Annotated in this window: 14 protein-coding genes; 5 read left to right on the forward strand and 9 right to left on the reverse strand. The window is 61.0% G+C overall.

Annotated features, from left to right (window positions below; all coding sequences use genetic code 11):
* Positions 1-72 precede the first annotated feature (72 nt).
* Positions 73-1,737: a flavin monoamine oxidase family protein gene (locus tag OQE62_RS04625; protein WP_265720828.1), complete on the reverse strand. Its 1,665-nt coding sequence runs from the start codon at positions 1,735-1,737 to the stop codon at positions 73-75.
* 568 nt (positions 1,738-2,305) lie between these two features.
* Here OQE62_RS04625 and OQE62_RS04630 point away from each other — a divergent pair.
* Positions 2,306-2,911 carry a L,D-transpeptidase family protein gene (locus tag OQE62_RS04630; RefSeq protein WP_265720829.1) on the forward strand — a complete coding sequence of 202 codons (606 nt, stop codon included), beginning with the start codon at positions 2,306-2,308 and terminating at the stop codon, positions 2,909-2,911.
* Positions 2,912-3,010: 99 nt separating this feature from the next.
* Here OQE62_RS04630 and OQE62_RS04635 read toward each other — a convergent pair whose 3' ends face one another.
* From OQE62_RS04635 to OQE62_RS04670, 8 genes are all read right to left on the reverse strand, one after another.
* Positions 3,011-4,417: an alanine/glycine:cation symporter family protein gene (locus tag OQE62_RS04635; RefSeq protein ID WP_265720830.1), complete on the reverse strand. Its 1,407-nt coding sequence runs from the start codon at positions 4,415-4,417 to the stop codon at positions 3,011-3,013.
* Between the two features lie 214 nt (positions 4,418-4,631).
* Positions 4,632-5,732 (reverse strand): LacI family DNA-binding transcriptional regulator, encoded by a 1,101-nt coding sequence (locus tag OQE62_RS04640; RefSeq protein WP_265720831.1) that lies wholly within the window; start codon positions 5,730-5,732, stop codon positions 4,632-4,634.
* A gap of 353 nt (positions 5,733-6,085) precedes the next feature.
* Positions 6,086-6,781: a DUF6445 family protein gene (locus OQE62_RS04645; protein ID WP_265720832.1), complete on the reverse strand. Its 696-nt coding sequence runs from the start codon at positions 6,779-6,781 to the stop codon at positions 6,086-6,088.
* Positions 6,781-8,289, reverse strand: coding sequence for a tryptophan halogenase family protein (locus OQE62_RS04650; RefSeq protein WP_265720833.1), 1,509 nt, complete (start codon positions 8,287-8,289; stop codon positions 6,781-6,783). Before OQE62_RS04650 ends, OQE62_RS04645 begins: the two co-directional genes overlap by 1 nt.
* A gap of 4 nt (positions 8,290-8,293) precedes the next feature.
* Positions 8,294-9,325 carry a cupin-like domain-containing protein gene (locus tag OQE62_RS04655; RefSeq protein WP_265720834.1) on the reverse strand — a complete coding sequence of 344 codons (1,032 nt, stop codon included), beginning with the start codon at positions 9,323-9,325 and terminating at the stop codon, positions 8,294-8,296.
* 18 nt (positions 9,326-9,343) lie between these two features.
* Positions 9,344-10,084 carry a SapC family protein gene (locus OQE62_RS04660; RefSeq protein ID WP_265720835.1) on the reverse strand — a complete coding sequence of 247 codons (741 nt, stop codon included), beginning with the start codon at positions 10,082-10,084 and terminating at the stop codon, positions 9,344-9,346.
* 246 nt (positions 10,085-10,330) lie between these two features.
* Positions 10,331-13,408, reverse strand: a complete 3,078-nt coding sequence (locus tag OQE62_RS04665) for a TonB-dependent receptor (RefSeq protein WP_265720836.1) — start codon at positions 13,406-13,408, stop codon at positions 10,331-10,333.
* 375 nt (positions 13,409-13,783) lie between these two features.
* Positions 13,784-16,084, reverse strand: coding sequence for an alpha-glucuronidase family glycosyl hydrolase (locus OQE62_RS04670; RefSeq protein ID WP_265720837.1), 2,301 nt, complete (start codon positions 16,082-16,084; stop codon positions 13,784-13,786).
* 270 nt (positions 16,085-16,354) lie between these two features.
* Here OQE62_RS04670 and OQE62_RS04675 point away from each other — a divergent pair, with 270 nt between their 5' ends.
* From OQE62_RS04675 to manD, 4 genes are all read left to right on the forward strand, one after another.
* Complete coding sequence (locus tag OQE62_RS04675) at positions 16,355-18,772, forward strand: glycoside hydrolase family 3 N-terminal domain-containing protein (RefSeq protein WP_265720838.1); 2,418 nt, start codon at positions 16,355-16,357, stop codon at positions 18,770-18,772.
* Between the two features lie 143 nt (positions 18,773-18,915).
* Positions 18,916-19,902 carry a glycoside hydrolase family 43 protein gene (locus tag OQE62_RS04680; RefSeq protein WP_265720909.1) on the forward strand — a complete coding sequence of 329 codons (987 nt, stop codon included), beginning with the start codon at positions 18,916-18,918 and terminating at the stop codon, positions 19,900-19,902.
* A 3-nt stretch (positions 19,903-19,905) separates the two neighbouring features.
* A complete protein-coding gene (locus OQE62_RS04685) occupies positions 19,906-21,003 on the forward strand; it encodes a DUF4380 domain-containing protein (RefSeq protein WP_265720839.1) in 1,098 nt (365 codons plus the stop codon).
* Positions 21,004-21,074: 71 nt separating this feature from the next.
* Entirely contained in the window at positions 21,075-22,286 is a 1,212-nt protein-coding gene (gene manD, locus OQE62_RS04690) for a D-mannonate dehydratase ManD (protein WP_265720840.1), read from the forward strand.
* Positions 22,287-22,397 lie beyond the last annotated feature (111 nt).

Raw genomic sequence — 22,397 nt, forward strand, 5'->3', positions numbered from 1 at the left:
AGGGGGAGCGGTTTTGCAAAAAAAACGCGCACCGTTTCCGGCGCGCGTTTTTTGACTATTGAACGCAGGCTATCAGGCCTGGTGGATTTCCTTGGCGGCCCTCTCGCCGGTGCTGATGGCGCCGTCGATGTAGCCGAACATTTCCACTGCGGTGTGCTCGCCGCAGAAGTGGATATTGCCCTCCGGCAGGCCCTGGGCGCCCCACCACTCGGTGTAGTCGCCGAAGGTCTGGGTGGAGTAGGAACCCTTGGACCAGGGGTTGACCGCCCACTTGGACAACATCGCCTTACCGGTAAAGGCGGCCCGGGTGCCCGGGAACACATTGTCGGCGATGCCGAAGAAGTGTTCCAGGTCCGCACTGCCGGGCGCGGCAAACGGCTTGTCGCCGCCGATCTGCGTGCCGTAGTCGGCACCGAAGAAATCCACCAGGATGCCGTCCTTCGAGCCGGTCACCGAGGTGCAGTCCCAGGTGTCCAGCAACTCCGGGCGGCCGGCATAGGTCACACCGTTCGGGGTGAACATCTTGCCGTTGACCATCATCGGCTCAGCCCAGGGGCGGGAGGCACAATGCACCGCCAGCTTGCCGTTGGTGCCGAACGCCATGCGCTCGATGGCCGTACGCTTCTGCGGGCGGAAGCCGTTGTAGATGCGCGGGTCGATATCCACATCGCGCAGCATGGAGAACGGCATCGCCAACACCAGGCGATCGCAGACATGCTGGGAGCCGTCGTCGAAGTGCAGTGTATAGGGGCCGTGGAAGGCTCCCTTGATGGCCACCAGTTTGCGGCCGGTTTCCACCGTGCCTTCCGGCAGCTCCTCGACCATGCGCGTGGCCAGCTGGTCGTTGCCGCCGACGATGCGGAAGCGCTCGTCTGTGCCCGCCAGGGGCAGCGCCGTGTTGATGGGGTTCCAGGCCAGAATGTAAATCAGGTTCAGCGCCGTGGTCTGTTCCGGCTGGATACCGTATTCGGCGACGATATCCGCCTGGAACACCTGGCCCATATTGGAGTTGGCACCGATACCCACGTGATCCAGCCAGGAATTCACATCGATGTAGTCCAGCTCCCGGTGCATGGCGTTGTGGCTGTCGTAGGTAGGTACCCAGGGCGCCTCCTGCTGGGCCCGCTTGAAGATCTTGTAGACATCGCGCCACTCCTCGTTCAGCTGGTGCTCGCTGTAGTGCTGGCCGTTCACCCAGTAGAGCTCGCTGCCGCCGGGCACCGCGTTGCCGTTCACGTCCTCGACATCCAGTCCCAACTGGTTGACCAGGTTGCGGGCATAGGAGTGTTCGGTGGACAGCAGCTCACCGCCGCGCTCCACCGGCTGGCCGAAAATACTGCGATTGGTGTTCACCCGACCACCCAGGCGGGTATTGCCCTCGAATACGGTACTGGCAATGCCGTACTGCTGCAGGCGGTGGGCACAGCGCAGGCCACTGACACCGCCGCCGATGATGGCCACGCGCCCGGGGTTGCCGCCGCCCCTGGCGGCCTGCGCCGGGCTGGAAACGGTGCCGGCCGCGCCGGCGGCCCCCAGTGCCGCCGCCCCCAGGCCGAGCTGCTTGAGGAACTGGCGGCGACCTTCTTCAGACGCATACCGCCCTGTGTGGCGGGCGCCTTCGTTGATGATATCGAGGCTTTCGTCGGCGGAAACGCCGGTTTTGTCGGAGAGCTCCTGCGCGGCGCGCATACGGCGCAACAGACTCCCGAGAGGCGAGAGGGATTTACGGCTTTTCATTATCGTTTTCCTGTGCCAGGTGAGTTTAAGCCCCCATACCGCGGGGCCGCGGTTGAAAATGCACAGGCTGTTTATCGCTGGCCAATTTTCAGACACTTTGTGTAAATCTCAAACAGCAATAACAGCCTAAATTATTATTTAAAATCGGAATAACATTTCTCATTGTACAGAAGCACATTAAAAGTTGAATGAAAATTCACTTTTTATCACTTCTGGAAGGAAACCCATCAGCACCTACTGGTGCAGAAGTCGCCGACGGCTCAGTAGCAGATTTTCCCGGCGTTGTATTTTCGTTCGGCTCTATCGGGAAACGGCGTCATGCCCAATCGGTGTAATGGCGCCAAATTCACCACTCTAATATCCCTCTCACTTGCTGCGGTTGCGTCCGTGGCGGGCCCTTTCCGCGGTGAATACCGGGACACACCGGCAAGCTGCTCTGGGGAAAATCACTGCTCGTTGTCGCGTTGCCCAGACGTGCGGGAAGCTTCTGCCCCACGAAAGCGCGCGCATCGGGTACGGCTCGCAAATGGCCGCTGTCCGCGGTGGCCGATGCAAAGAGAGGTGCGCAATGCAAAAACATTCTTCACTGCTGAAAAAGATGGCGGCGCTCACCGGTGCACTGGTGCTCGGCGGCGCCGTTCTTTCCAGCCCACCGGTCCAGGCCGTGGATTACGGTTACAAGTTTCTGCGAGAGGGCACGACCTACCAGGATCGTTTTCGGGGGCAGACCTCGTGGAACCCGGGTGTTGGCGGTACGCCCCGGATCACCATCGACCTGAGCGAACAGAGGGCCTACTTCTACAAGGGCGGTCGCCTCGCCGGCGTTTCGCCGGTGTCCACCGGCAAGGCCGGGCACCGCACCCCCACCGGCAACTTCCGTATATCGGAAAAGAAGGTGAACCACCGCTCCAACCTCTACGGCCACTATGTCAGCCGCCGGGGCTATGTGCTGCGCAGCAACGTGGATGTACGCCGCGACCGCCGCCCACCCGGGGCAGTTTTCCGCGGTGCATCGATGGATTTCATGATGCGTATCAATGGAGCCATTACCATGCACGCCGGCCGTGTGCCCGGCTATCCAGCTTCCCACGGCTGCATTCGCCTGCCCTGGAACATGGCCAAGATCTTTTTCTCCAACGCTCGCGTGGGGACCAAGGTGTCGGTGGTACCCTGAGCAGCGCCCCGGTTTCCGAAACTGAACCCCGAAACCAGAGTGAAAAAAAAGCCGAAGCAACCGCTTCGGCTTTTTTGTTCAGGATAATTAAAAGGATATTCAAGTCTTGGGCTTCTCCCCCGCACTCTCCTCCAGATCCCGCGCGGTAAAGTAATTGTGCGCGGCGCGATTGACCTGCTTTGCCAGCAGCAGTGTCGAGATCATGGTGGGTACCGCCATCACCGCGTACATGCCGATGATGAGATTGTTCACCGCACTCAACGAGGCCACGGCGCCGATTACGATCAGCACGATATAGGCGGCGGTGTAGAAATTCTGCCAGCGTGTACCGAACAGGAACACGAAACACTTCACGCCGTAGTACCAGAAGGTGACGATGGTGCTGAATGCCAGCGGCAGCACCATGATCAGCAGCATGATCGGCCCCCAACCGCCGAACACCTGCGAGAAGGCCTCCGTGGTCAGGGAAACACCGGCGATGCCCTCGTCTCCCTGCCAGGCGCCGGTAAGCAGTATCACCAGCGCCGTGCAGGTGCAGATAACCAGCGTATCGATGATGGGCCCGGTCATCGCCACCACGCCCTCCCGTATCGGCTCGCGGGTTTTGGCCGCGCCGTGCGCCAGGGATTCGGTGCCGATACCCGCCTCGTTGGAAAAGGCCCCGCGGCTGACACCGGTGGCGATCACCGCTCCCAGCGCACCGCCGGCGACGGCCCTACCGGTAAAAGCATCGGAAAAAATCAGCGCAAACGCTGCCGGCACCTGCTGCCAGAAGGAACCGATCACGACCAGCGTCAGCACCAGGTAAAACACCACCATGGCCGGCACTATGCGCACCGCGAACTTGCCGATGCGCTGGATACGCCCGGCGATCACCACCAGCGCCGCCGTGGCCAGCACGCAGCCGACAATGAAATCAAACCACAGGGAATTGTCGGCACTGATCCAGCCAAAGGGCACGGCGAAGGATTCCCGCAGCAGCTGTACCGTCTGGTTGGACTGGAACACCGGCAGCAGGCCACAGAGACCGGCTACCGCAAACAGCAGTGCCAGCGGCATCCACTTTTTGCCCAGCCCCTCGCGGATCACGTACATGGGCCCGCCCTGCAGCTCGCCGGCGGAGTCACGCCCGCGGAACATCACCGCCAGCGAGGCGGTGTAAAACTTGGTGGCCACACCCACCAGCGCGGTGACCCACATCCACAGGATCGCGCCGGGCCCGCCGGTACTGATCGCGATCGCCACCCCGGAGATATTGCCGAGGCCGAGGGTGCCGGACAGCGCGGTGGACAGCGCCTGCCGGTGCGGCACCTGGCCCGGGTCGTCGGGGTTGTCGTATTTGCCGCGCAGCAGGTCGATACTGTGGCCCAGGTGGCGATAGGGGCGGCCGCGGGAGTAGATCAGCAGCGCCAGGCCGCCGCCCACCAGCAGCACCAGCAGCGGCGTGCCCCAGACAAAGGAAGCGAAAGCGGCGAGAGCGGAATCGATGGAGGAAATGAAAGGCATGGGCAGAGGGCGGCGTCCGGTTATTTGTTGTTTGCTGGATTAAGCGGACTATGCTCGCGCAACCGCCGCCAAATCTCAAATAAACGGTTTGCCTGAAGGGGAGCGGAGGCCCGCAGTAGGGGACTGCCTCGCAGGCAATCAGATCCGGCCATCCCCATCCATTATTGCCCGCAGCGAGGGCTCGTGCAGGGCCTTGGGAGGGGTCCGCCGAGGCTCAGCCCAGCTTTTCCGCCACCACACGGGTGCGCTGCTCGGTCCGGCGCTTTTCATCCGGCGGCGGTGCATCGGACTGGCGCCGCGCCAGGGTGAAATCCAGCAGTTGGTGGCGGCTCTCCAGCTCCTCCTCGTCGCGGCGCGCGCGGACCCGTTCCGCCAGCAGGTCCACCGCCGCGCGGGCCATTTCGATAATCGGCTGGTGAATGGTGGTCAGCTCCGGCCAGATAGTGGTGGCCAGTGCCGTATCGTCGAAGCCGCACACGGTGAGATCCGTGGGCACATCCAGGCCGCGGCGGTGGGCAACGGCCACTGTGGCCGCCGCCATATCGTCGTTGCTGGCAAATACCGCCGTGGGGGGAGAGTCCAGCTCGAACAGTTTCTGCGCCGCATCCAGCCCCGAGCGGTAGGTGAACCGTCCCTCGGCAATCAACTCTTCGCCGTGGGACAGCCCCGCCTCGGCCAGCGCATCGCGGTAGCCGGCCAGGCGCCGGCCGCTGGCAACCTGGTTGTCGTCGCCGGTGATAAAGCCGATACGGCGGTGGCCGAGATCGATGATATGGCGGGTCATCTCGTAGGCGGCGCGGTAGTCGTCGATGCTGACCGAGGCGATATTCTCGCGCACACACTCGGACGCGATCGCCACCGCCGGTGTATCGCTGGAGTGCAGCAGGTTCAGCATGCGCGGCTGGTCCGACAGCGGCGGCGGGATCAGGATGCCCTCGACCCCGCCCGCCACCAGGCGCATGGCCACGGATTCCGCATCCTTCTCGCTATCGCACTTTTCCACCACCAGTTGGATGTTGTGGCGGCTGGCCTGCTCCAGCCCGCCCACCAGCAGCTCGCTCAGGTAGGCGGCGCTGGGGTTGCTGTAGAGCAGGCCGATAATGATCTGGTCGGCACTGGCGAGGCTGCGCGCTGCGCGGTTGGGAGTATAGCCGAGCACTTCGATCGCCCGATTGACCTCGGCGCGGGTCCTCTCCCGCACATTCCTTTCCCCGTTGATGACACGGGATACGGTCATCGGCGAAACACCCGCCTCGCGGGCGACGTCGCTGATGGTGGGCGCATTGCGCTGGCGGCGGCTCTGTCTCTGCTTCACGTTACTCTCGCTCGGGCCCTGGATCCGGCATTGTATAACGGATTCACAGGCAACAATAAAGCGCCGCGGGCGGGGTGGTAGCTTAAAAAGTGTAAAAAAGCGGCTGCCCATCGACAGCCGCCAAGGAGAGAGATCATCTGAGTCGCTCGGGTTGCCGCATCGGCAAATCCAACCAACCAAACATCAACGCTGCCATTGATGGCATCCAAAATGGTAGCGCTACCAAAACTCTGCCCCGATCAGCGCTCATTGTCAATGGGTCTACACACCGCAAGGATGATTTAGGCACCAGTAAACGGTCACAGCCACTTCTGAGCCGGCTCCTGAAGCTCTAACTCCTCGGGGAAAAGTTGCTACTTCGCATCGATAAAGCTGTTAATGGACAGGCGACCGCTGCGGGGATCGGGGTCAGGGGCGAAATCCCTGTCGATGGAACCGGAGTGCAAAGAATTGCTCCGGTAGATCAGCATACGGTTGAAAACGCCCTCTTCCGCATGCACCCGCTCAAAAAAGGGCGTATCCCCATTGATATAGCCATCACCGGTGAACCCCGGATCCTCGGTCTCCTTCTGGAGCGTAGAGAAATATTCCAGTCGCCGGCCTTCATCCACCACCTCGTAACCGGTGGACCTGTGCCGGTAGAAGGCCGTACCGCCGTAGGGCTCGCGGAAAAGATAGTGGATAGAGGCCAATCTATTGGACTGCACGGTGTCGATATGGGGTATTCGCTGCATCCATTCAAGCTGTTGTGCCGGTTTGGTCACCAGCGAATAATGACACATGGAAAATGACAATCGCTTGCTGCCCAGTTGAAAATAGTCACCCAGCAGGCCACCCAACTGCTCCAACAGGAATTGCTTGTACTGCAACGGTGCCCTGGCGCGGATACCGGGATAAAAACGCCCGCCATGCGCAAAAGATTTGCTTGTGGCCCTCTCCACCAGTCGCTCGGGCTCGCCGATAAAGTTGTCTAAAACCAGCAAGGGGGCCTTCTCGGCGCCAATGGTAAGTTTGCGGACACTAATGTTCGGGTGTAAACGAAAACTCATCAGAGTGATATCTCCCGATCGCTCGACCTACAATAGTGGTCGATAAATTCCTGATGAGTCGGCAGGCCCGACACAATCCTATCCACATCCGACCTGAGCTTATCCTGCAGCTGGCGCATTTCCGCCTCGCTCATTAAGCAAGGCAGCGGATGATGGCCTTCGGGTTTCAATCCCTGACCGAGCATTACCTGCACCCACGAATCCACCCGGAATAGCTCGCCCCCATCCTGATAGGCATGGGCCCGCTCTCGAAAGAGGTTAATGCGATGGGCAAGAGACTCCGGGATCTGCATATTCTTACAGTATTTCCAGAACTCACTATCCCCACGCTCGGTCATGTGATAGTGGAGGATGATGAAATCGCGTACCTTTTCCAGCTCGTCGCGGGTCTGCTGATTGTACTCATCCACCAGCGATGGGCAGATACCATCGATAGGAAACAATTGCAGAAGCCGCGTAATGCCGGTGACAATCAAGTGAATACTGGTGGACTCCAAAGGCTCGACAAAGCCACTCGCCAACCCTAAAGCGATACAGTTCCGGTTCCAGACCCTACGCCGCCGGCCCGTCTGGTAACGGATCACCCGTGGTTCGGTAATCGCTTCACCTTCGATATTGGACAACAGCCGCTCAATCGCCTCCTCATCCGAGAGATGATGACTGCTATAAACGAGACCATTTCCCACCCGGCTCTGAAGCGGAATTTGCCACTGCCAGCCAGCGTCATGGGCAATGGCGCGGGTATAAGGCAATGCGGGGCCTGTCGCCTGAGTTTGTAGCGGTACCGCTCTGTTGCATGGCAACCAGTGGGACCAGTCCTCAAAACCGGTATCCAGAGCCTGCTCAATCAATAAACCACGGAAGCCGGTACAGTCGATAAAAAGATCTCCGGCAACGGTGCTTCCATCTTCCAGCACCAACGATTCGATACAGCCACTCTCACTGTCCTGTTTCACCTCACGGATCTTGCCTTCTACACGAGTGACTCCATGACGTTCGCTGATCGTTCTAAGAAACTTCGCGTACTTTCCCGCATCCAGGTGATAAGCAAAATTTATCGGCGAGTTCGATGACGTGGCGAATTTCCCCGCCTCTGCGGCCTGGAGTTCCGGGCAGAAATCACCAATGTCAGAGTCAAATCCCATCTCCCTGCCGCGCAACCAGAAGTGATGGAAATCACACATCCAGGCACTGGTACCCATCTTCCCAAAGGAGTGGATATAGCGGTCTCCCTTCTGTCCCCAGTTTTCAAACGCAATGCCCAGTTTCGCCGTGGCCTGGGTCGTGCGCATGAACTCCCGCTCGTCGATACCCAGCAGCTTGTGAAAAGTCCGAAGAGGCGGAATCGTCGCCTCGCCGACCCCCACCGTACCTATCTGTTCAGACTCGACCAGAGTTATATCCAGTAGCTCTCCCAACTTCTTAGACAGGGCTACAGCGGCAATCCAACCAGCCGTACCACCTCCAGCGATCACAACCTTCGAGACTTTACTCTTGTTATCCTTCATCTCACTACCTGTTCAGTTTATGCAACAGCATCGCTCGCAACTGCCTTGCCATCGTATCGTCCACAGGGCCTAAGGCGCCCTGAACCTTCTCTGGCAGGTGTGTGCGCGGACGCTCACGATCCCCAAAAATGTAATAATCGAAAATATGCTTCCACCCTTCCCGCTCATGATCCGGTCTGTCGCGCAGACTCAAAAGCGCATGATAAAGCGCGTTCATGGGTGTCCCCATATACAGTGGCGAAGTGTTCCACCAGTAATTGACCAGTACATTGAAGGGTGACAGGGCTTCTACCTGATGCCACCAGAGACTGGGATAGAAAACTGCATCCCCCGGCTCCAGGTCAGCCACCTGGGCTGCCGCCAACGCTTTGCGGAAACGCGGATACCGATCAAAATCCGGATCGGCAAAATCCACCATACTGACGGCCTGACCACCGGGAGTCGGCTCCAGCGGCCCCGGGTAAAGGTTGTCGATCTGATCGGGAGGAAACAGGGTGAATCGGCGCCGCCCCACGACACAACAGGCGAGATTATTGGGGGCATCGTAATGCGCGGAAGCGATCGACCGATTGCCGACCCAGATACTGGTAAGTGGTGCTCCACTTTCAAACATGGCATCGTCGAACACCAGATCATTATACTCGCGCAAGCCGGGCAGGCAGGCGTCGAGCGTAGTGGAACCTACGTAAATAGACGGCGGGTTAGCGCTTTCAAGATGCTCGCCGATCCGATCCAACACCTTATCGAGGGGTAGACGTTGGCTTTCAAAGTTCAGCCCGCTCAAGTCATCCTTATAGAAGTACTTTCCTTTTATTTCCGCCGGGCCCAGATAGGCACAGACGGTCTTTCCATTATGAAAAGACTTCAGATAGCCCATCGCCTTTTCCGCTGACTGCCGACCGGCGCGGACTAACTCCCAGTCCTTTGCTATCCCCTTCAAAACAACGGGCTCACACTCTTCCATCAGGCGTTGCCAGGGAATATTGTCAGGGTTTACACCCTCAATGGCTTTTGTTTTTTTTGTTATCTCCACCATACTTTCAGCGCCTCTCCACTACCGCTCTGACGCAGCCAACAGCCGCCGCCGTTTCATATCGATCAAATTCTTGACATTGCCCAGTGACGCTATCAACAAAAAGGCCCCCTGCAGGAAACCCGCTCGATTCAGTTTTTCCAATGACTCTCCGTCCAGGTTGGCCAGCTTTTCCTCACTGATGGTATAAAGCCCCCGCAGGTCGTACTTCTCATCTGCATGCACCTCAACCTGAATGTTCACAGGCTCGATCAGACCGAACGAATCAAGAGCCTCGAACATGGTCCTGCCCACTTCCATGCCATCATTGATTCCCCCAAGTATTGTGGAGACACGCTCCAGATAGGGGCTATTTCCACCATGGGGCAGGAAAACCGGCTCCCCTTCTGTCTCACTGATTCTGGGGCTATCCATATCCACATGAATCACCGGCTCACGCTGGACTTCACCGTCCACGTCCCGCTGCTGAAAGCCGATCAGGAAAGGTCCGCGTGCCACAATTCCCGGGATATAGCTGGCATTCCAGTCACCGCCCTCCAGGAAGAGGTTTTCCTCCCGGGCAAAACCAAGCAGGGCGATGGACTGGTACTCTCCGGAATCCCCATCCTTACGCAGCAGGATCGGGTATTCCCGCTGAACATCGGCATACTCAGTGGGAAATACCGGTGTGCGATTGACGTTATCCCCGAACTCTTTCCCATAACGGGTTATGACTCGCAAGTCCTTGTGCGTCACATTGTCCAGTAATACAGGTTTGCTCATTTCAAATACCAAAGAATAAAGTGAGGCGACCGGTACTCGGTAACGGCCTCCGCATATATAACTACTTCAGACGAAACTACATGAAAGCCTTGATAAAAAAAAGGCCGCTGTAAACAGCGGCCAAATCGATTCTAGCAACAAACGTTTATCCTGTATCGACAGTATCGATACAGCTGTCGAGAGAATTTAGTTTTGGGTTGCCGTCGCTTCGGAATCCATCCCGGAGCGACGGCTTCGCTCCACGACTTAGAAGGTGTAGCGGGCGCCAAGTTGATAGCGCGCACCCAGCTCTTCCGCGAACCAGAGCTGCCTGGTATTGCGCGAGTAGTGGCGAACATCCTCTTCGGTCAGGTTGATCCCTTCGAAGAATACGTCAAGGTTTTCATTAACCTCATAACTGACATTCATATCCCACTGCGAATGGGCCTCCACAAAGCGCGCGTCGGTAGAACCTTCACTGATTGACATCAGGTAGTCATCGCGCCAGTTGTAAGCGAGACGCGCCTGAATACCGTGCTTATCGTAAATACCCACCACGTTAGCGGTGTCGCTCAGACCGGGAAGTGCGAACTGAATTTCACTCGGGTCTGCATTGACATCGTAGCCGACATCGCCACGTACCGTGGTGTAGTTGGTCTGGACACCAAACCCGCTATCGCCGAAGAAATGCTGCACAGCGAACTCGAAGCCGTGAATTTGTGCACTCTTCTGGTTGGTGGGGAAGGTGGTTTCGAACACCATCTCGGGATCGTCACTATTCGGCGCCAAATCCAGAGCATTGCCTTCAGCATCTTCCAGGCTGCCGATCTTCGCGGTGCAGTCCGGATTCGCCAAGCCGGCCAGGCTCGATGTCAAATCTCCACATTCAGCGGGGAAGGTCACACCATCCTGCCCCTGATACTGATTAACCACCATTGCAGAAAACAGAGTGGTATCGTCGAGAGGAACGCCATCAGCCTCAAGTGCCGCAATAGCATTTTCGGCACGCGGCCCGGCGGTCACATCGCGCATATCAAAGAAGGTGCGGTCCTCCTTTTCGTTGCCGATAAAATTGTCCACCCGCTTCTCATAGAAGCCAAGAGAAACATAGCTGGAGTCGTCGTAATACCACTCCATGGACAAGTCCAGGTTATCGGATTCGAAAGGTACCAGTTGCGGATTGGTCTCACTTGCCGTCGGGTTCGCATCATTCAGAGTTGAACCGTTGGTGCCCCAGCCGCTCGGAACAGCAGCGAGGTTCCCCAGGCCTGCACGGGCGATTGTCTTGCTGTAGGAGAAGCGCCCCTTCAGGTCTTCGCGCAGGTCGATAGAGAAATCAAAGCTGGGCAGCAGGTGGTCATAGTCATTCTTGACTGTAAGCGATACCTTCTCATCGGTATCTTCCTGCAAGAAATCGTTATTGTCCTGCCACAGTAAGTAATCGGGCTTCAGGACCTCGGAGGTTGAAGTGGATTCCGTGCTCTCATAGCGAAGGCCGGTCAGGTAGCTCACCGGAAAACCGCCCAACTCACTGTCTACTGCCACCTGGAAGTAGACGCCTTGTACATCTTCCTCAACCTTATTGTTGGATGTCCAGTTATCCGTATGTTCACAGGCGGCCTCTCCATCACGCGGATAGTTTTCCACCGCCCAGTTACACACCCCTATCGGATCGGAAGCCCGGAAACCCAGATTGGTAGCGTTGCCGGCGTAACCCAGATCATCAAATTGACCGGAGAGACTGAAAGGCTCCAGCAACTCGTCAAGGCCAGCAGCTCCGGCGTCGTTGATGCCCCAGTCACCGAGCGTCCACTGACGGTTCGATTGCCGTGACAGGAACTCAGTGCTCCGATCCTCTATGCCGAAGTCGAAGCGGCCGTTATCAAACTCATAGCTACCGTCCATCTTGACCTGGGAGATATCAGTCTCCTGGGAGGCATACCAGACCCGCGCTACCTGACTGCCGAAATCACCGGCATCAAACTGCCCCGGAGTATTACCGCCCCCGGCCTTGCCGGAATCGTCGAACTCGAAATCGGCGCCCGGCACGTCTCCACGGAAATTCCAGCTCTGCCCCGCACCAACTGGTGCGCCGAGGCTCATATCGATGGAACCGCTGTCGCCAGGCCCTGCAGGCAGACTCTCCATACTGGAATCGTGCGCATCCAGGGCCAGCGAGAAGGAATCATTCACTTCCCAATCCAGATTGAAGCCGACGGACTTCAGAGTGTCTTCCTGTTCGCGCCACTGCTGCTCGAAGCCCATGTCCTTATCGGTCAGATTGGTCTCGTGAACAGAGAGGGGCGTGGCCACAGTATTCTCGTCAAACACCACCTCGTCGATGCTGCTACCGTTACCCATCCACAGGGTCTGCTCGCTGCGGAATTCGGTCAGCTGGTTTTCCGCATAGGTGTAATCCAGAGTACCGGTAATGTTATCCGACGGGCGGAACTGGAAAGTGGCCTGGGCGTTTGTACGCTCGCGCTCGCGATCGGACCATGTATAGCGGATATCGTTGGGCCGAACGTACAACTGACCGTCTTCCGGGGCGTTTGTTATTTCCGCGTCGTCGGTGAGGCTATACAGGTCATCCTGCCCCCAGCGACCGATATTCCAGTCGTTGACAGTGGCACCAGCCGAACCGGAGTCGCGCTCCTGGATACTGCCGGTAAGGGATACCCCCCACCGCTCGCTGTCGTCTGTCCAGCTGAAGATGCCGGAGACTTCCGGGGTATAGTCGTCGCCGTTGAGGTTGGTAGTGTCGTTTACCGCCTTGGCGCCGAGGCTGAGCTTAAAGCCCGGGTCTTCCAGGGGCCGGGTGGTGTTGATGTTCACGGTACCGCCCAACCCGCCGGAGGCGATGGCGGCCTTGCCGGTCTTGTAAACCTCGACACCACTGACGCTTTCGGAAGCCAGGTTGGCAAAATCGAAAGCCCGGCTCTGGCCACCGCGAGTGACGCCGGCACCACTGCCACCGCCAAATGCAGAGCCGCCCGGCATGGTGCGGCCATTCAGGGTGACCATATTCATGTCGGAACCAAAGCCGCGAATGGTGATCTGAGAACCTTCACCATTCACCCGATCAATGGAAACCCCGGTAATCCGCTGCAGGGATTCGGCCAGGTTGGTGTCGGGGAATTTGCCGATATCCTCGGCGGAGATGGCGTCGACGACACCGGAGGAGTCGCGTTTGATATCCATGGAGCGCTCGAGAGAGGCGCGGATACCGGTTACAGTGATTTCTTCCAGCGTGCCAGATGATTCCTGGGCCCCCACCTGCTGTGCACAGGCCATGGTGGCCACGGCGGTAATGATTACATCCGACAGCTTCTTGCGTTGGAACATAGGGTTCTCCCTTCTCGCGATTAGCCGCCCAGCCAATCCCGGCTGCACAACTCCGAGAAAACCGCGGCGGTTCTAGTTATGTTTATTGTTCGATCGTCTTTTAATTTTCGTGTTAGCGGAAATGGTACCGCTACCATCATTAGGATTACGCTTCCGCCCCCTCGAAGTCAAGGACTTTTCATTTCTCGAGCGGGATTGCGCCGTCTCGCGGCGGCCAGGATTCACACCGAGAACTTCTCGGCGGTAAGGAACCGGAAACATCCCGGCATCATCCTGCACCCACGGTCCGGATGGAATCGTCCAGATGGGCGCCGCGACGCAAATCCTGACGTTCGACTTTGCACCGAACGCAAAGTCGGACCCGGCTGTACCCCGTCAGTGCCCCGGCGCACGGGGGAAAGACTGCCCCCGGTAGTGTTCCAGGGCATACGCAGGCGGCCGCACACCCTCCGGCAGTTCGCGCCCGGATACCTTGCGGAAATAGGCAATACTGGCGTCCCGCCACCAGCGCGCCTCGCGCTCCTGGATGGCGAGGAAAGCCCCGGTCTGCACAAAGCGCTGCCGATCCACAAAGGGTTCCAGCTGCGCCCAGTCGGCGCGCATTTTCTCCACCTGCGCCACGCCGCGATCGTAGCGGTGGACCAGCTCCGCCCAGAGGTCGCGACCGGAAGGCATCGAATGGTCCCAGGGCAGGTGGTGGAACCAGAGCAGGTATTTCTCCGGCACCGCCGTGCGCGAGGCAAACCGCTCCGCCACCGGCGGCGCGTACTGGGCCGCCGCATTGCTGCCCTCGGCGGTGCGATCGAAGCCGATCCCGCCGGCGTCGGCGCGGTGGTAGTAGGCCGGGTTCCACTCGGGGCGCGCCAGCTCCGACACCCAGGGGCCCGGGCCGTAGTGGTGGCCGGTGGCCATCAGGTGCGCCAGGCCCAGCGGGGTCATGTAATCCACCACCGCCTCGCGTGAGGCCATCATCATGTCCGCCGCGCGCTGCACGAATGCGCTGTCGGGGCTGAAGGTCATCTTCAGCCAGTCCTCGGCCACGGCGCGGGCACTGTCTTGCGGATTCCAGGCCAGGCGACCGAAGACATACCAGTTGGCCTGGTTGAAGACGGAGCCGGACCAGTCGCGGTCGCGGCCGATATTGGCGACGCCGGCGATACCGGTGTGGCGGTAGTCGTGGAGGGAGCCGTCCACGACGCTGGCGACGGTGGCCTGTCCGGTGCAGGCGTCGGCCGCCCTCTCCCCCGGCCCCGGCCCCACTGACTCGCGTCGTCCCTGGCGCTCGCCCGCTGCGCGGGCGCCTTCGGCGCCCAAATCGGCAGTCCTGCCGATTTGTCCCCGGGGGAGAGGGGAGTCAATGCGGCAGGTATCCGCCTCCAGCACCTCCTCGTAGAGCGGGCCTAGGTAGGCCAGGTGGGTGGCGAAGCCCAGGTATTCCTTGGTGATCTGGAATTCCATCATCAGCGGCGTTTTCGGCATGGCGCCGAACAGCGGGTGGAAGGGTTCCCGCGGCTGGAAGTCGATGGGACCGTTTTTCACCTGCAGGATCACATTGTCGGCGAACTGACCGTCCAGCGGCTTGAACTCGCTGTAGGCCTGTTTGGCGCGATCCTCGGGGTTGTCGTGGGCGTAGACGAAAGCGCGCCACATGACGACGCCGCCATGGGGCCCGAGCGCATCCGCGAGCATATTGGCGCCGTCGGCATGGCTGCGACCGTAGTCCTGCGGGCCCGGCTGGCCCTCGGAGTTGGCCTTGACCAGGAAGCCGCCAAAGTCCGGGATGGCGGCGTAGACTTCACTGGCCTTGTCTTTCCACCAGCGCCGCACGGCCGGATCTTTCGGGTCCGCGGTACCGAGGCCGCCGATCTCCATCGGCGCACTGAAGCGCGCGGACAGGTAGACCCGCAGCCCGTAGGGCCGGAATACCTCCGCCAGCGCCGCGGCCTTGTCGATATAGCGCGGCGTGAGGATATCGGCATCGGCGTTCACATTGTTCAGCACCGTGCCGTTGATGCCGATGGAGGCATTGGCGCGGGCGTAGTCGGTGTAGCGCGGATGCCGGTAGTCCGGCAGGCGCCACCAGTCCCAGATGGACTGGCCGGCGTAGCCGCGCTCCACGCTGCGGTCGAGGTTGTCCCAGTGGTTGAGCAGGCGCCGCTCCACCTGCGGCGAGGCGGCGATGGCGAGATCGTCGAGGGATCGGCGGGTCTGCATCCGCTGCAGGAAGCGGAAAGCGCCGTAGAGCACGCCGATATCATCGTTGGCGGCGATGACCGTGACGCGGTGACCGTCCACCTGCTCACTGCGGATCAGGTAGCCGCCCGCGGCCAGGCCCCCCAGCGGCAGCGCCAGCTTCCCGATCAGCGGCGAGGATTGCGGCGTGCCCAGTATCAGGGCGCCGTCGCCGGTAACCTTTTCGGCGGCGCCGATATCGATATCCAGCAGGCCGCCGATACCGCGGCGCAACTCGTCGGCGGCGGCGCGCAGCGTCGGCGATTGCCGTTGCGGCAACACCAGCTGCCGCGTGGACGCGGCATAGGTCTGCCGCCACTGCGGTTCCACCGCCTTGTAGCGCAGCCACAGGTCGTAGCCGTCCTCGGCCCGGCTGGACGGGGACAGGGCGAGTGCAATCGAGAGCAGGAGTGCCGCGCGGCACATCGGGGCGAACCATCCCATCGCTGAATCCTCGTTATTTTTTATCTCAAGTTTCGGAGTTCAAAATGCTTTTCGATGCCACTAGCCGAAACTAAACCCCGAAACTTGAGTTTTTATGTATTCTCGGGCACTCGGGTCCCGGAGCTCCCGGGAGCCGGAACCCGAGTTCAGTACTCTGCACGGGCTTTGACAAAGCCGCCCGCTGATTTATGATGGTAGCGCTATCACCAAGATAAAAAAAGTAAAAACAAAACTGACAGAACAACAATAACGATGAGAGGAGACGGTACAGTGGCAAGCTCCCACCGGCCATCGCGACTGCTGATCGGTCTCGGCGCTGGCGCCTGCCTGGCGACGGCGGCCTATTTCATGCTCCCGGAATCCAGCGGACCCACCGCCTCCGGAGACACCCCGAATACAGCCACCCCCCTCTACCGCGACAGCTCGGCGCCGGTGGATGCGCGCGTGCGGGATCTGCTCTCGCGCATGACCCTGGAAGAGAAGATCGCCCAGATCACCACCATCTGGGCCGGAAAAACCGAAATCCAGGACGACAACCTCGATTTCGATCCCGCCCGCGCCCGCGATGCCCACCCCCAGGGTCCCGGTCATATCGCGCGGCCCTCGGATCGCCGCGGCGCCGAGCCGGGCGGTGAATCCCGCTGGCGCACGCTGCGCGATACGGTGCAATACATCAACGCGATACAGCGCTACGCGGTGGAGGAAACCCGCCTCGGCATCCCGGTGCTGTTCCACGAGGAGGCACTGCACGGCTACGCCAGCGCCGACGCCACCAGTTTCCCGCAGTCGATCGCGCTGGCCAGCAGTTGGGACACGGATCTGGTGCAGCGGGTGAACACCGTCATCGCCCGCGAAGTGCGCGCCCGCGGCGTGCCGCTGGTGCTGTCGCCGGTGGTGGATATCGCGCGGGACCCGCGCTGGGGCCGCATCGAGGAAACCTTCGGCGAGGATCCCTACCTGGTGGGAGAAATGGGCGTGGCCGCGGTGAAGGGACTGCAGGGCGACACCCTGCCACTGGCCGACGACCGCGTCTTCGCCACCCTCAAGCACATGACCGGCCACGGCCAGCCGGAGAGCGGCACCAATGTGGGCATCGCCCCCTTCGGCGAGCGCACCCTGCGCGACTATTTCTTCCCGCCCTTCGAGCAGGTGGTCGAGCGCACCGAGTTGGGCGCGCTGATGGCCTCCTACAACGAGATCGACGGCGTGCCCAGCCATGTGAACAAGTGGATGCTGAACGATGTCCTGCGCGACGAATGGGGTTTCGACGGCGCCGTGGTCAGCGACTACGACGCCATCGCGCAACTCCAGCGCCTGCACCACCTGATGCCGGACCTGGAATCCGCCGCGGTGGCCGCACTGGATACCGGTGTCGATACCGACATGCCCGACGGCGAGAGTTACAGCCTGCTGGCCGACGCGGTGCGCACCGGCCGCGCGACCGAACAACAGATCGACACCGCCGCCGGCCGCATGCTGGCACTGAAATTCAACGCCGGCCTGTTCGAAAACCCCTTCGGCGATGCCGACCTGGCCGAGAAGATCACCGGCGACAGCGACGCCCGCGCGCTGGCCCTGGAGGCCGCGCGCAAATCCATGGTGCTGCTGAAAAACGACGGCACCCTGCCCTTCGACGACCGCCAGCTGGACTCCCTCGCCGTCATCGGCCCCAACGCCGCGACGACACGGCTGGGCGGCTATTCCGGCGAGCCACAGCAGACAGTGAGCCCCCTGGCCGGACTGCAGGCCCGCATCGGCAGCGAAGTGGAACTGCTGCACGCGGAGGGCGCGCGTATCACCAAAGACGACAACTGGTGGACCGACGAAGTGCAGCGCGCCGATGCGGAGAAAAACCGCGAGCGTATCCGCGAGGCGGTGGCCACGGCGAAAAAAGCGGACGCGGTGGCGCTATTCATCGGCGACACGGCGCAGACCAGTCGCGAGGCCTGGGCCACCAATCACCTGGGCGACAGATCCAGCCTGGAACTGGTGGGCGAACAGGAAGAACTGGCGGAGGCGCTCTTCGCCCTGGACAAACCGGTGGTGGTGGTGCTGATCAACGGCCGCCCGCCGGCCCTGGAAAATATCGCCGCCGATGCCAACGCGCTGATCGAGGGCTGGTACTTGGGCCAGGAGGGCGGCACCGCCATTGCCGAGGCACTGTTCGGCGACACCAATCCCGGCGGCAAACTGCCGGTCACCTTTGCCCGCAATGTGGGGCAATTGCCGCTCTACTACAACCGCAAGCCCAGCGCTCGGCGCGGCTACCTGTTCGACGACAAGTCGCCGCTGTTCCCGTTCGGCTTCGGTCTCAGTTACACCCGATTCGAAATCGGCGAGCCGCAGCTTTCCGCAGCGGATATTGCCGCCGGCGATCCGGTAGACGTCTCGGTCGAGGTCCAGAACACCGGCGAACGCGCCGGCGACGAAGTGGTGCAACTCTATATCCGCGACAGGATCGCCTCGGTCACCCGACCGGTAAAACAGCTGCGCGGCTTCCAGCGCATCACCCTGCAACCGGGCGAAAGCCGCGCGGTGAAATTCACCCTCGACGGCGAAGACCTGTCCCTGTGGAACCGTTCGATGGAGCGGGTCGTTGAGCCGGGCGAATTCGAGATTATGGTGGGCGCCAATTCCGCGGAACTGAAAACCGCACTGCTTACGGTAACCCCCCAATCCAGACAATAATCGACGGAGTAAAGACAGCAATGAACAAAGTACAACTCTCCTCCCTGCTACTGGCCCTGGGCACGACCCTGTCCGCCTGCGCCGCCGACGAAAAATCCGGCGAAGTGGCCGATGTCGTCAAGAAGGAAGCGGAAAACCGCCGCATGGCCAAGGAGCGCGAATTCGCCTCCGATCCGCTGGTCAGCCATATCTACACCGCCGATCCATCGGCGCACGTATGGAACGACAGGCTCTTTATCTACCCATCCCACGATATCGAAACGGATATCCCCATGGACGACAGCGGGGCCCACTTCGCCATGCGCGACTACCGCGTCCTGTCGATGGACAAGGTCGGCGGCGAGGTGGAAGAGCACGGCGTGGCCCTGGACGTGGAGGATGTGCCCTGGGCCAAGCGCCAGATGTGGGCACCGGACGCGGCGAAAAAGGGCGACAAATACTACCTGTATTTCCCGGCCAAGGATGAAAACGACATTTTCCGCATCGGCGTGGCCGTGAGCGATTCCCCCACCGGCCCCTTCGAGGCCCAGCCGGAACCCATTGCCGGCAGCTACAGTATCGACCCGACCGTCTACCGGGATGATGACGGCGAATATTATTTCTACGTCGGCGGCATCTGGGGCGGCCAGCTGCAACGCTGGCAGACCGGTGAATACGTGGCCGAGGATGCCTACCCGGCCGACGACGAGCCGGCCATCGCCCCCCTGGTCGCCAGATTGTCCGACGACATGCTCAGCTTCGCCGAGGAGCCGAAGGAGGTGGAACTGCTGGATCGGGACGGCACCCCGATCCGCGCCGGCGACAACGAAAAGCGCTTCTTCGAGGCCGCCTGGATTCACAAGTACGAGGATACCTACTACTTCTCCTACTCCACCGGCGACACCCACAATATCGCCTACGCCACCGGCGACAGCCCCTACGGGCCCTTCACTTACCAGGGCGTGATCCTGGAGCCGGTACTGGGCTGGACCAACCACCACTCCATTGCCAAGTTCAACGACCAGTGGTATCTCTTCTACCACGACACCGAACTCTCCGGCGGCCAGACCCATCTGCGCAATGTGAAGATGATGCCGCTGACGCACAATGAAGACGGCAGTATCCAGACCCTGAACGCCTTTGCGGATTGAACCATGAAGAAACAAAGAGACTTGTCGACTTCTGTAGGAGCCTGCTTGCAGGCGAAAAGTTTCGGGCTTCGCGTTAACCGCTTTGTTCGCCTGCAAGCAGGCTCCTACGGGTTGGCGCTGGCCGCACTGTTCGGTGCCGGCGCCGCCGCGGCTCAGCAAGTAGAAACCCACACACTGCAGAACGAGCACCTGAGCTACCGCTTCACACCGGAGATCGGCGGCCGCGGTCTCGGCTTTTCCGTGGCGGGGGGAGAAAACCTGCTGAAAGTGGGCGAGGCGGTGCGCGAGACGCCGGCGCCGGAAGTCTCGGCGGAATCCGGTTTCGTGCCCTATTTCGGCCATATCATCTGGCCCGGGCCCCAGGGCGACTGGTGGAAACACCAGTCCCTGAACGCCGAGCGCCGCGAGTCGGCCGCCGTCTGGCCGCCGGATCCGTTTACCGTACTGGCCGACAGCGAACTGGAAACACTCGGCGAGACCGAAGCGACCATGGTCTCCCCGGCGAGTCCGGTGACCGGCCTGCAGCTCACCAAGCGCTATCGCCTCGACGGCGAAACGCTGGTCCATCGGGTGGAGGCCGCCAACCGCCGCGACGAACCGGTGCAATGGGATATCTGGTTCAACACCCGCGTCAGCCCGGAGGCGCGTCTCTACGTACCGGTGGAGGATTTCGATGGCGACCTGCGCCTGGAAAAATTCCCCGAAATGTCCGCCGAGGCACAGGTGGACCCGGACAAGAGCGAGCTCGGCCTGTTCGATTTCTCCCGCGGTAACCACGTCAAGGCCAAGGCCTATATCGAACCGGCCGCCGGCTGGATCGCCGCCTTCGACCGCGGCCAGCTTTTCCTGATCGAGTTCGACCAGCAACCGCGCGACTCCATCCACCCGGAACAGGGCCAGGTGGAAGTCTACCTGGAACAGGACCCGGACAAGCCCGGCAGCGGCATCATGGAACTGGAAGTGCACGCGCCCTACCGGGCGCTGACTCCGGGGGAATCCATGGCCGCGGAGGAAAGGTGGCGGGCGCTCGCCTATACCGGTGAGGACAATGTCGAGGGCCATCTGCGGGCACTGGAAAAACTCGGCCTCGAGGGCCTCTGATTTTTCGCTGCAGTGCCTCTGCGCCCGGCTCCCCGCGCAGAGGCGACCGAATGTTTTACAGGAAAGACTCAATGCCAAAAATCACCGCCGCCCGGGTCATCACCACCTGCCCCGGCCGCAATTTCGTCACCCTGAAAATCGAGACCGACGCCGGCGTTTACGGTGTCGGCGACGCGACCCTGAACGGCCGCGAGCTGGCGGTAGCCAGCTACCTGGAAGACCATGTGGTTCCCTGCCTGATCGGCCGCGACGCGCACCGCATCGAGGACACCTGGCAGTATCTCTACCGGGGCGCCTACTGGCGTCGCGGGCCGGTCACCATGAGCGCCATCGCCGCCGTGGACATGGCGCTCTGGGATATCAAGGCCAAGGTGGCGGGCCTGCCGCTCTACCAGTTGCTCGGCGGCGCCTGTCGCCAAGGCTGCATGGTCTACGGCCACGCCAACGGCGAAACCATCGAGGAGACCCTGCAGGAAGCCGAGCGCTATATCGAACAGGGCTACCGCGCCGTGCGCCTGCAGTCGGGCGTACCCGGCCTGAAATCCACCTACGGCGTATCGAAGGACAAGGATTTCTACGAGCCCGCGGACGCGGACCTGCCCACGGAAAACCTCTGGTCAACGGAAAAATACCTCAGGAGCGCACCGGAGCTTTTCGCCGCCGCGCGGGAGAGACTCGGCTGGGATGTCCACCTGCTGCACGACGCCCACCACCGCATGACACCCATCGAGGCGGCGCGGTTGGCAAAGGACCTGGAACCCTACCGCCTCTTCTGGCTGGAGGACGCCGTGCCGGCGGAAAACCAGGAAAGCTTCCGCCCGATCCGCCAGCACAGCACCACCCCGCTGGCGGTGGGCGAAGTCTTCAACAGCATCTGGGACTGCAAGCAGCTGATAGAGGAACAGCTGATCGACTATATCCGCGCGACGGTACTGCACGCCGGCGGCATCACCCAGATGCGCCGCATCGCCAGCCTCGCCGACCTGTACCGGGTGCGCACCGGCTGCCACGGCGCCACCGACCTGTCGCCGATCACCATGAGCGCGGCGCTGCATTTCGGCCTGTCGATCCCCAATTTCGGTATCCAGGAATATATGCGGCATACCGACGACACCAACACGGTCTTCCCCCACGGCTATCGCTTCAGCGACGGCTACCTGCGCCCGGGCGAACAGCCCGGGCTGGGTGTGGATATCGATGAAGACGCCGCGGAGCAATTTCCCTACCGGCGCGCCTACCTGCCGGTCAACCGGCTGCAGGACGGCAGCATGCACGACTGGTAAGGCGATATTTCCCCAATTGCCGCGAAGTCCGGTACCGGTATGCACGGCGCACCCTACGAAGACCCGCGCGGATCGGGCTGGGACAAACCTGTAGGATGCGCCGTGCGCACC

Source organism: Microbulbifer halophilus (assembly GCF_026183675.1).
In the GTDB taxonomy this organism is placed as follows: Bacteria; Pseudomonadota; Gammaproteobacteria; order Pseudomonadales; family Cellvibrionaceae; genus Microbulbifer; species Microbulbifer halophilus.

What these genes read in the sequence shown, in the direction of transcription:
- OQE62_RS04625 (WP_265720828.1), bottom strand. Translation starts at nt 1,737, where the DNA reads ATGAAAAGCCGTAAATCCCTCTCGCCTCTCGGGAGTCTGTTGCGCCGT.
- OQE62_RS04630 (WP_265720829.1), top strand. Translation starts at nt 2,306, where the DNA reads ATGCAAAAACATTCTTCACTGCTGAAAAAGATGGCGGCGCTCACCGGT.
- OQE62_RS04635 (WP_265720830.1), bottom strand. Translation starts at nt 4,417, where the DNA reads ATGCCTTTCATTTCCTCCATCGATTCCGCTCTCGCCGCTTTCGCTTCC.
- OQE62_RS04645 (WP_265720832.1), bottom strand. Translation starts at nt 6,781, where the DNA reads ATGAGTTTTCGTTTACACCCGAACATTAGTGTCCGCAAACTTACCATT.
- OQE62_RS04650 (WP_265720833.1), bottom strand. Translation starts at nt 8,289, where the DNA reads ATGAAGGATAACAAGAGTAAAGTCTCGAAGGTTGTGATCGCTGGAGGT.
- OQE62_RS04655 (WP_265720834.1), bottom strand. Translation starts at nt 9,325, where the DNA reads ATGGTGGAGATAACAAAAAAAACAAAAGCCATTGAGGGTGTAAACCCT.
- OQE62_RS04660 (WP_265720835.1), bottom strand. Translation starts at nt 10,084, where the DNA reads ATGAGCAAACCTGTATTACTGGACAATGTGACGCACAAGGACTTGCGA.
- OQE62_RS04665 (WP_265720836.1), bottom strand. Translation starts at nt 13,408, where the DNA reads ATGTTCCAACGCAAGAAGCTGTCGGATGTAATCATTACCGCCGTGGCC.
- OQE62_RS04670 (WP_265720837.1), bottom strand. Translation starts at nt 16,084, where the DNA reads ATGGGATGGTTCGCCCCGATGTGCCGCGCGGCACTCCTGCTCTCGATT.
- OQE62_RS04680 (WP_265720909.1), top strand. Translation starts at nt 18,916, where the DNA reads ATGGCCAAGGAGCGCGAATTCGCCTCCGATCCGCTGGTCAGCCATATC.
- OQE62_RS04685 (WP_265720839.1), top strand. Translation starts at nt 19,906, where the DNA reads ATGAAGAAACAAAGAGACTTGTCGACTTCTGTAGGAGCCTGCTTGCAG.
- manD (WP_265720840.1), top strand. Translation starts at nt 21,075, where the DNA reads ATGCCAAAAATCACCGCCGCCCGGGTCATCACCACCTGCCCCGGCCGC.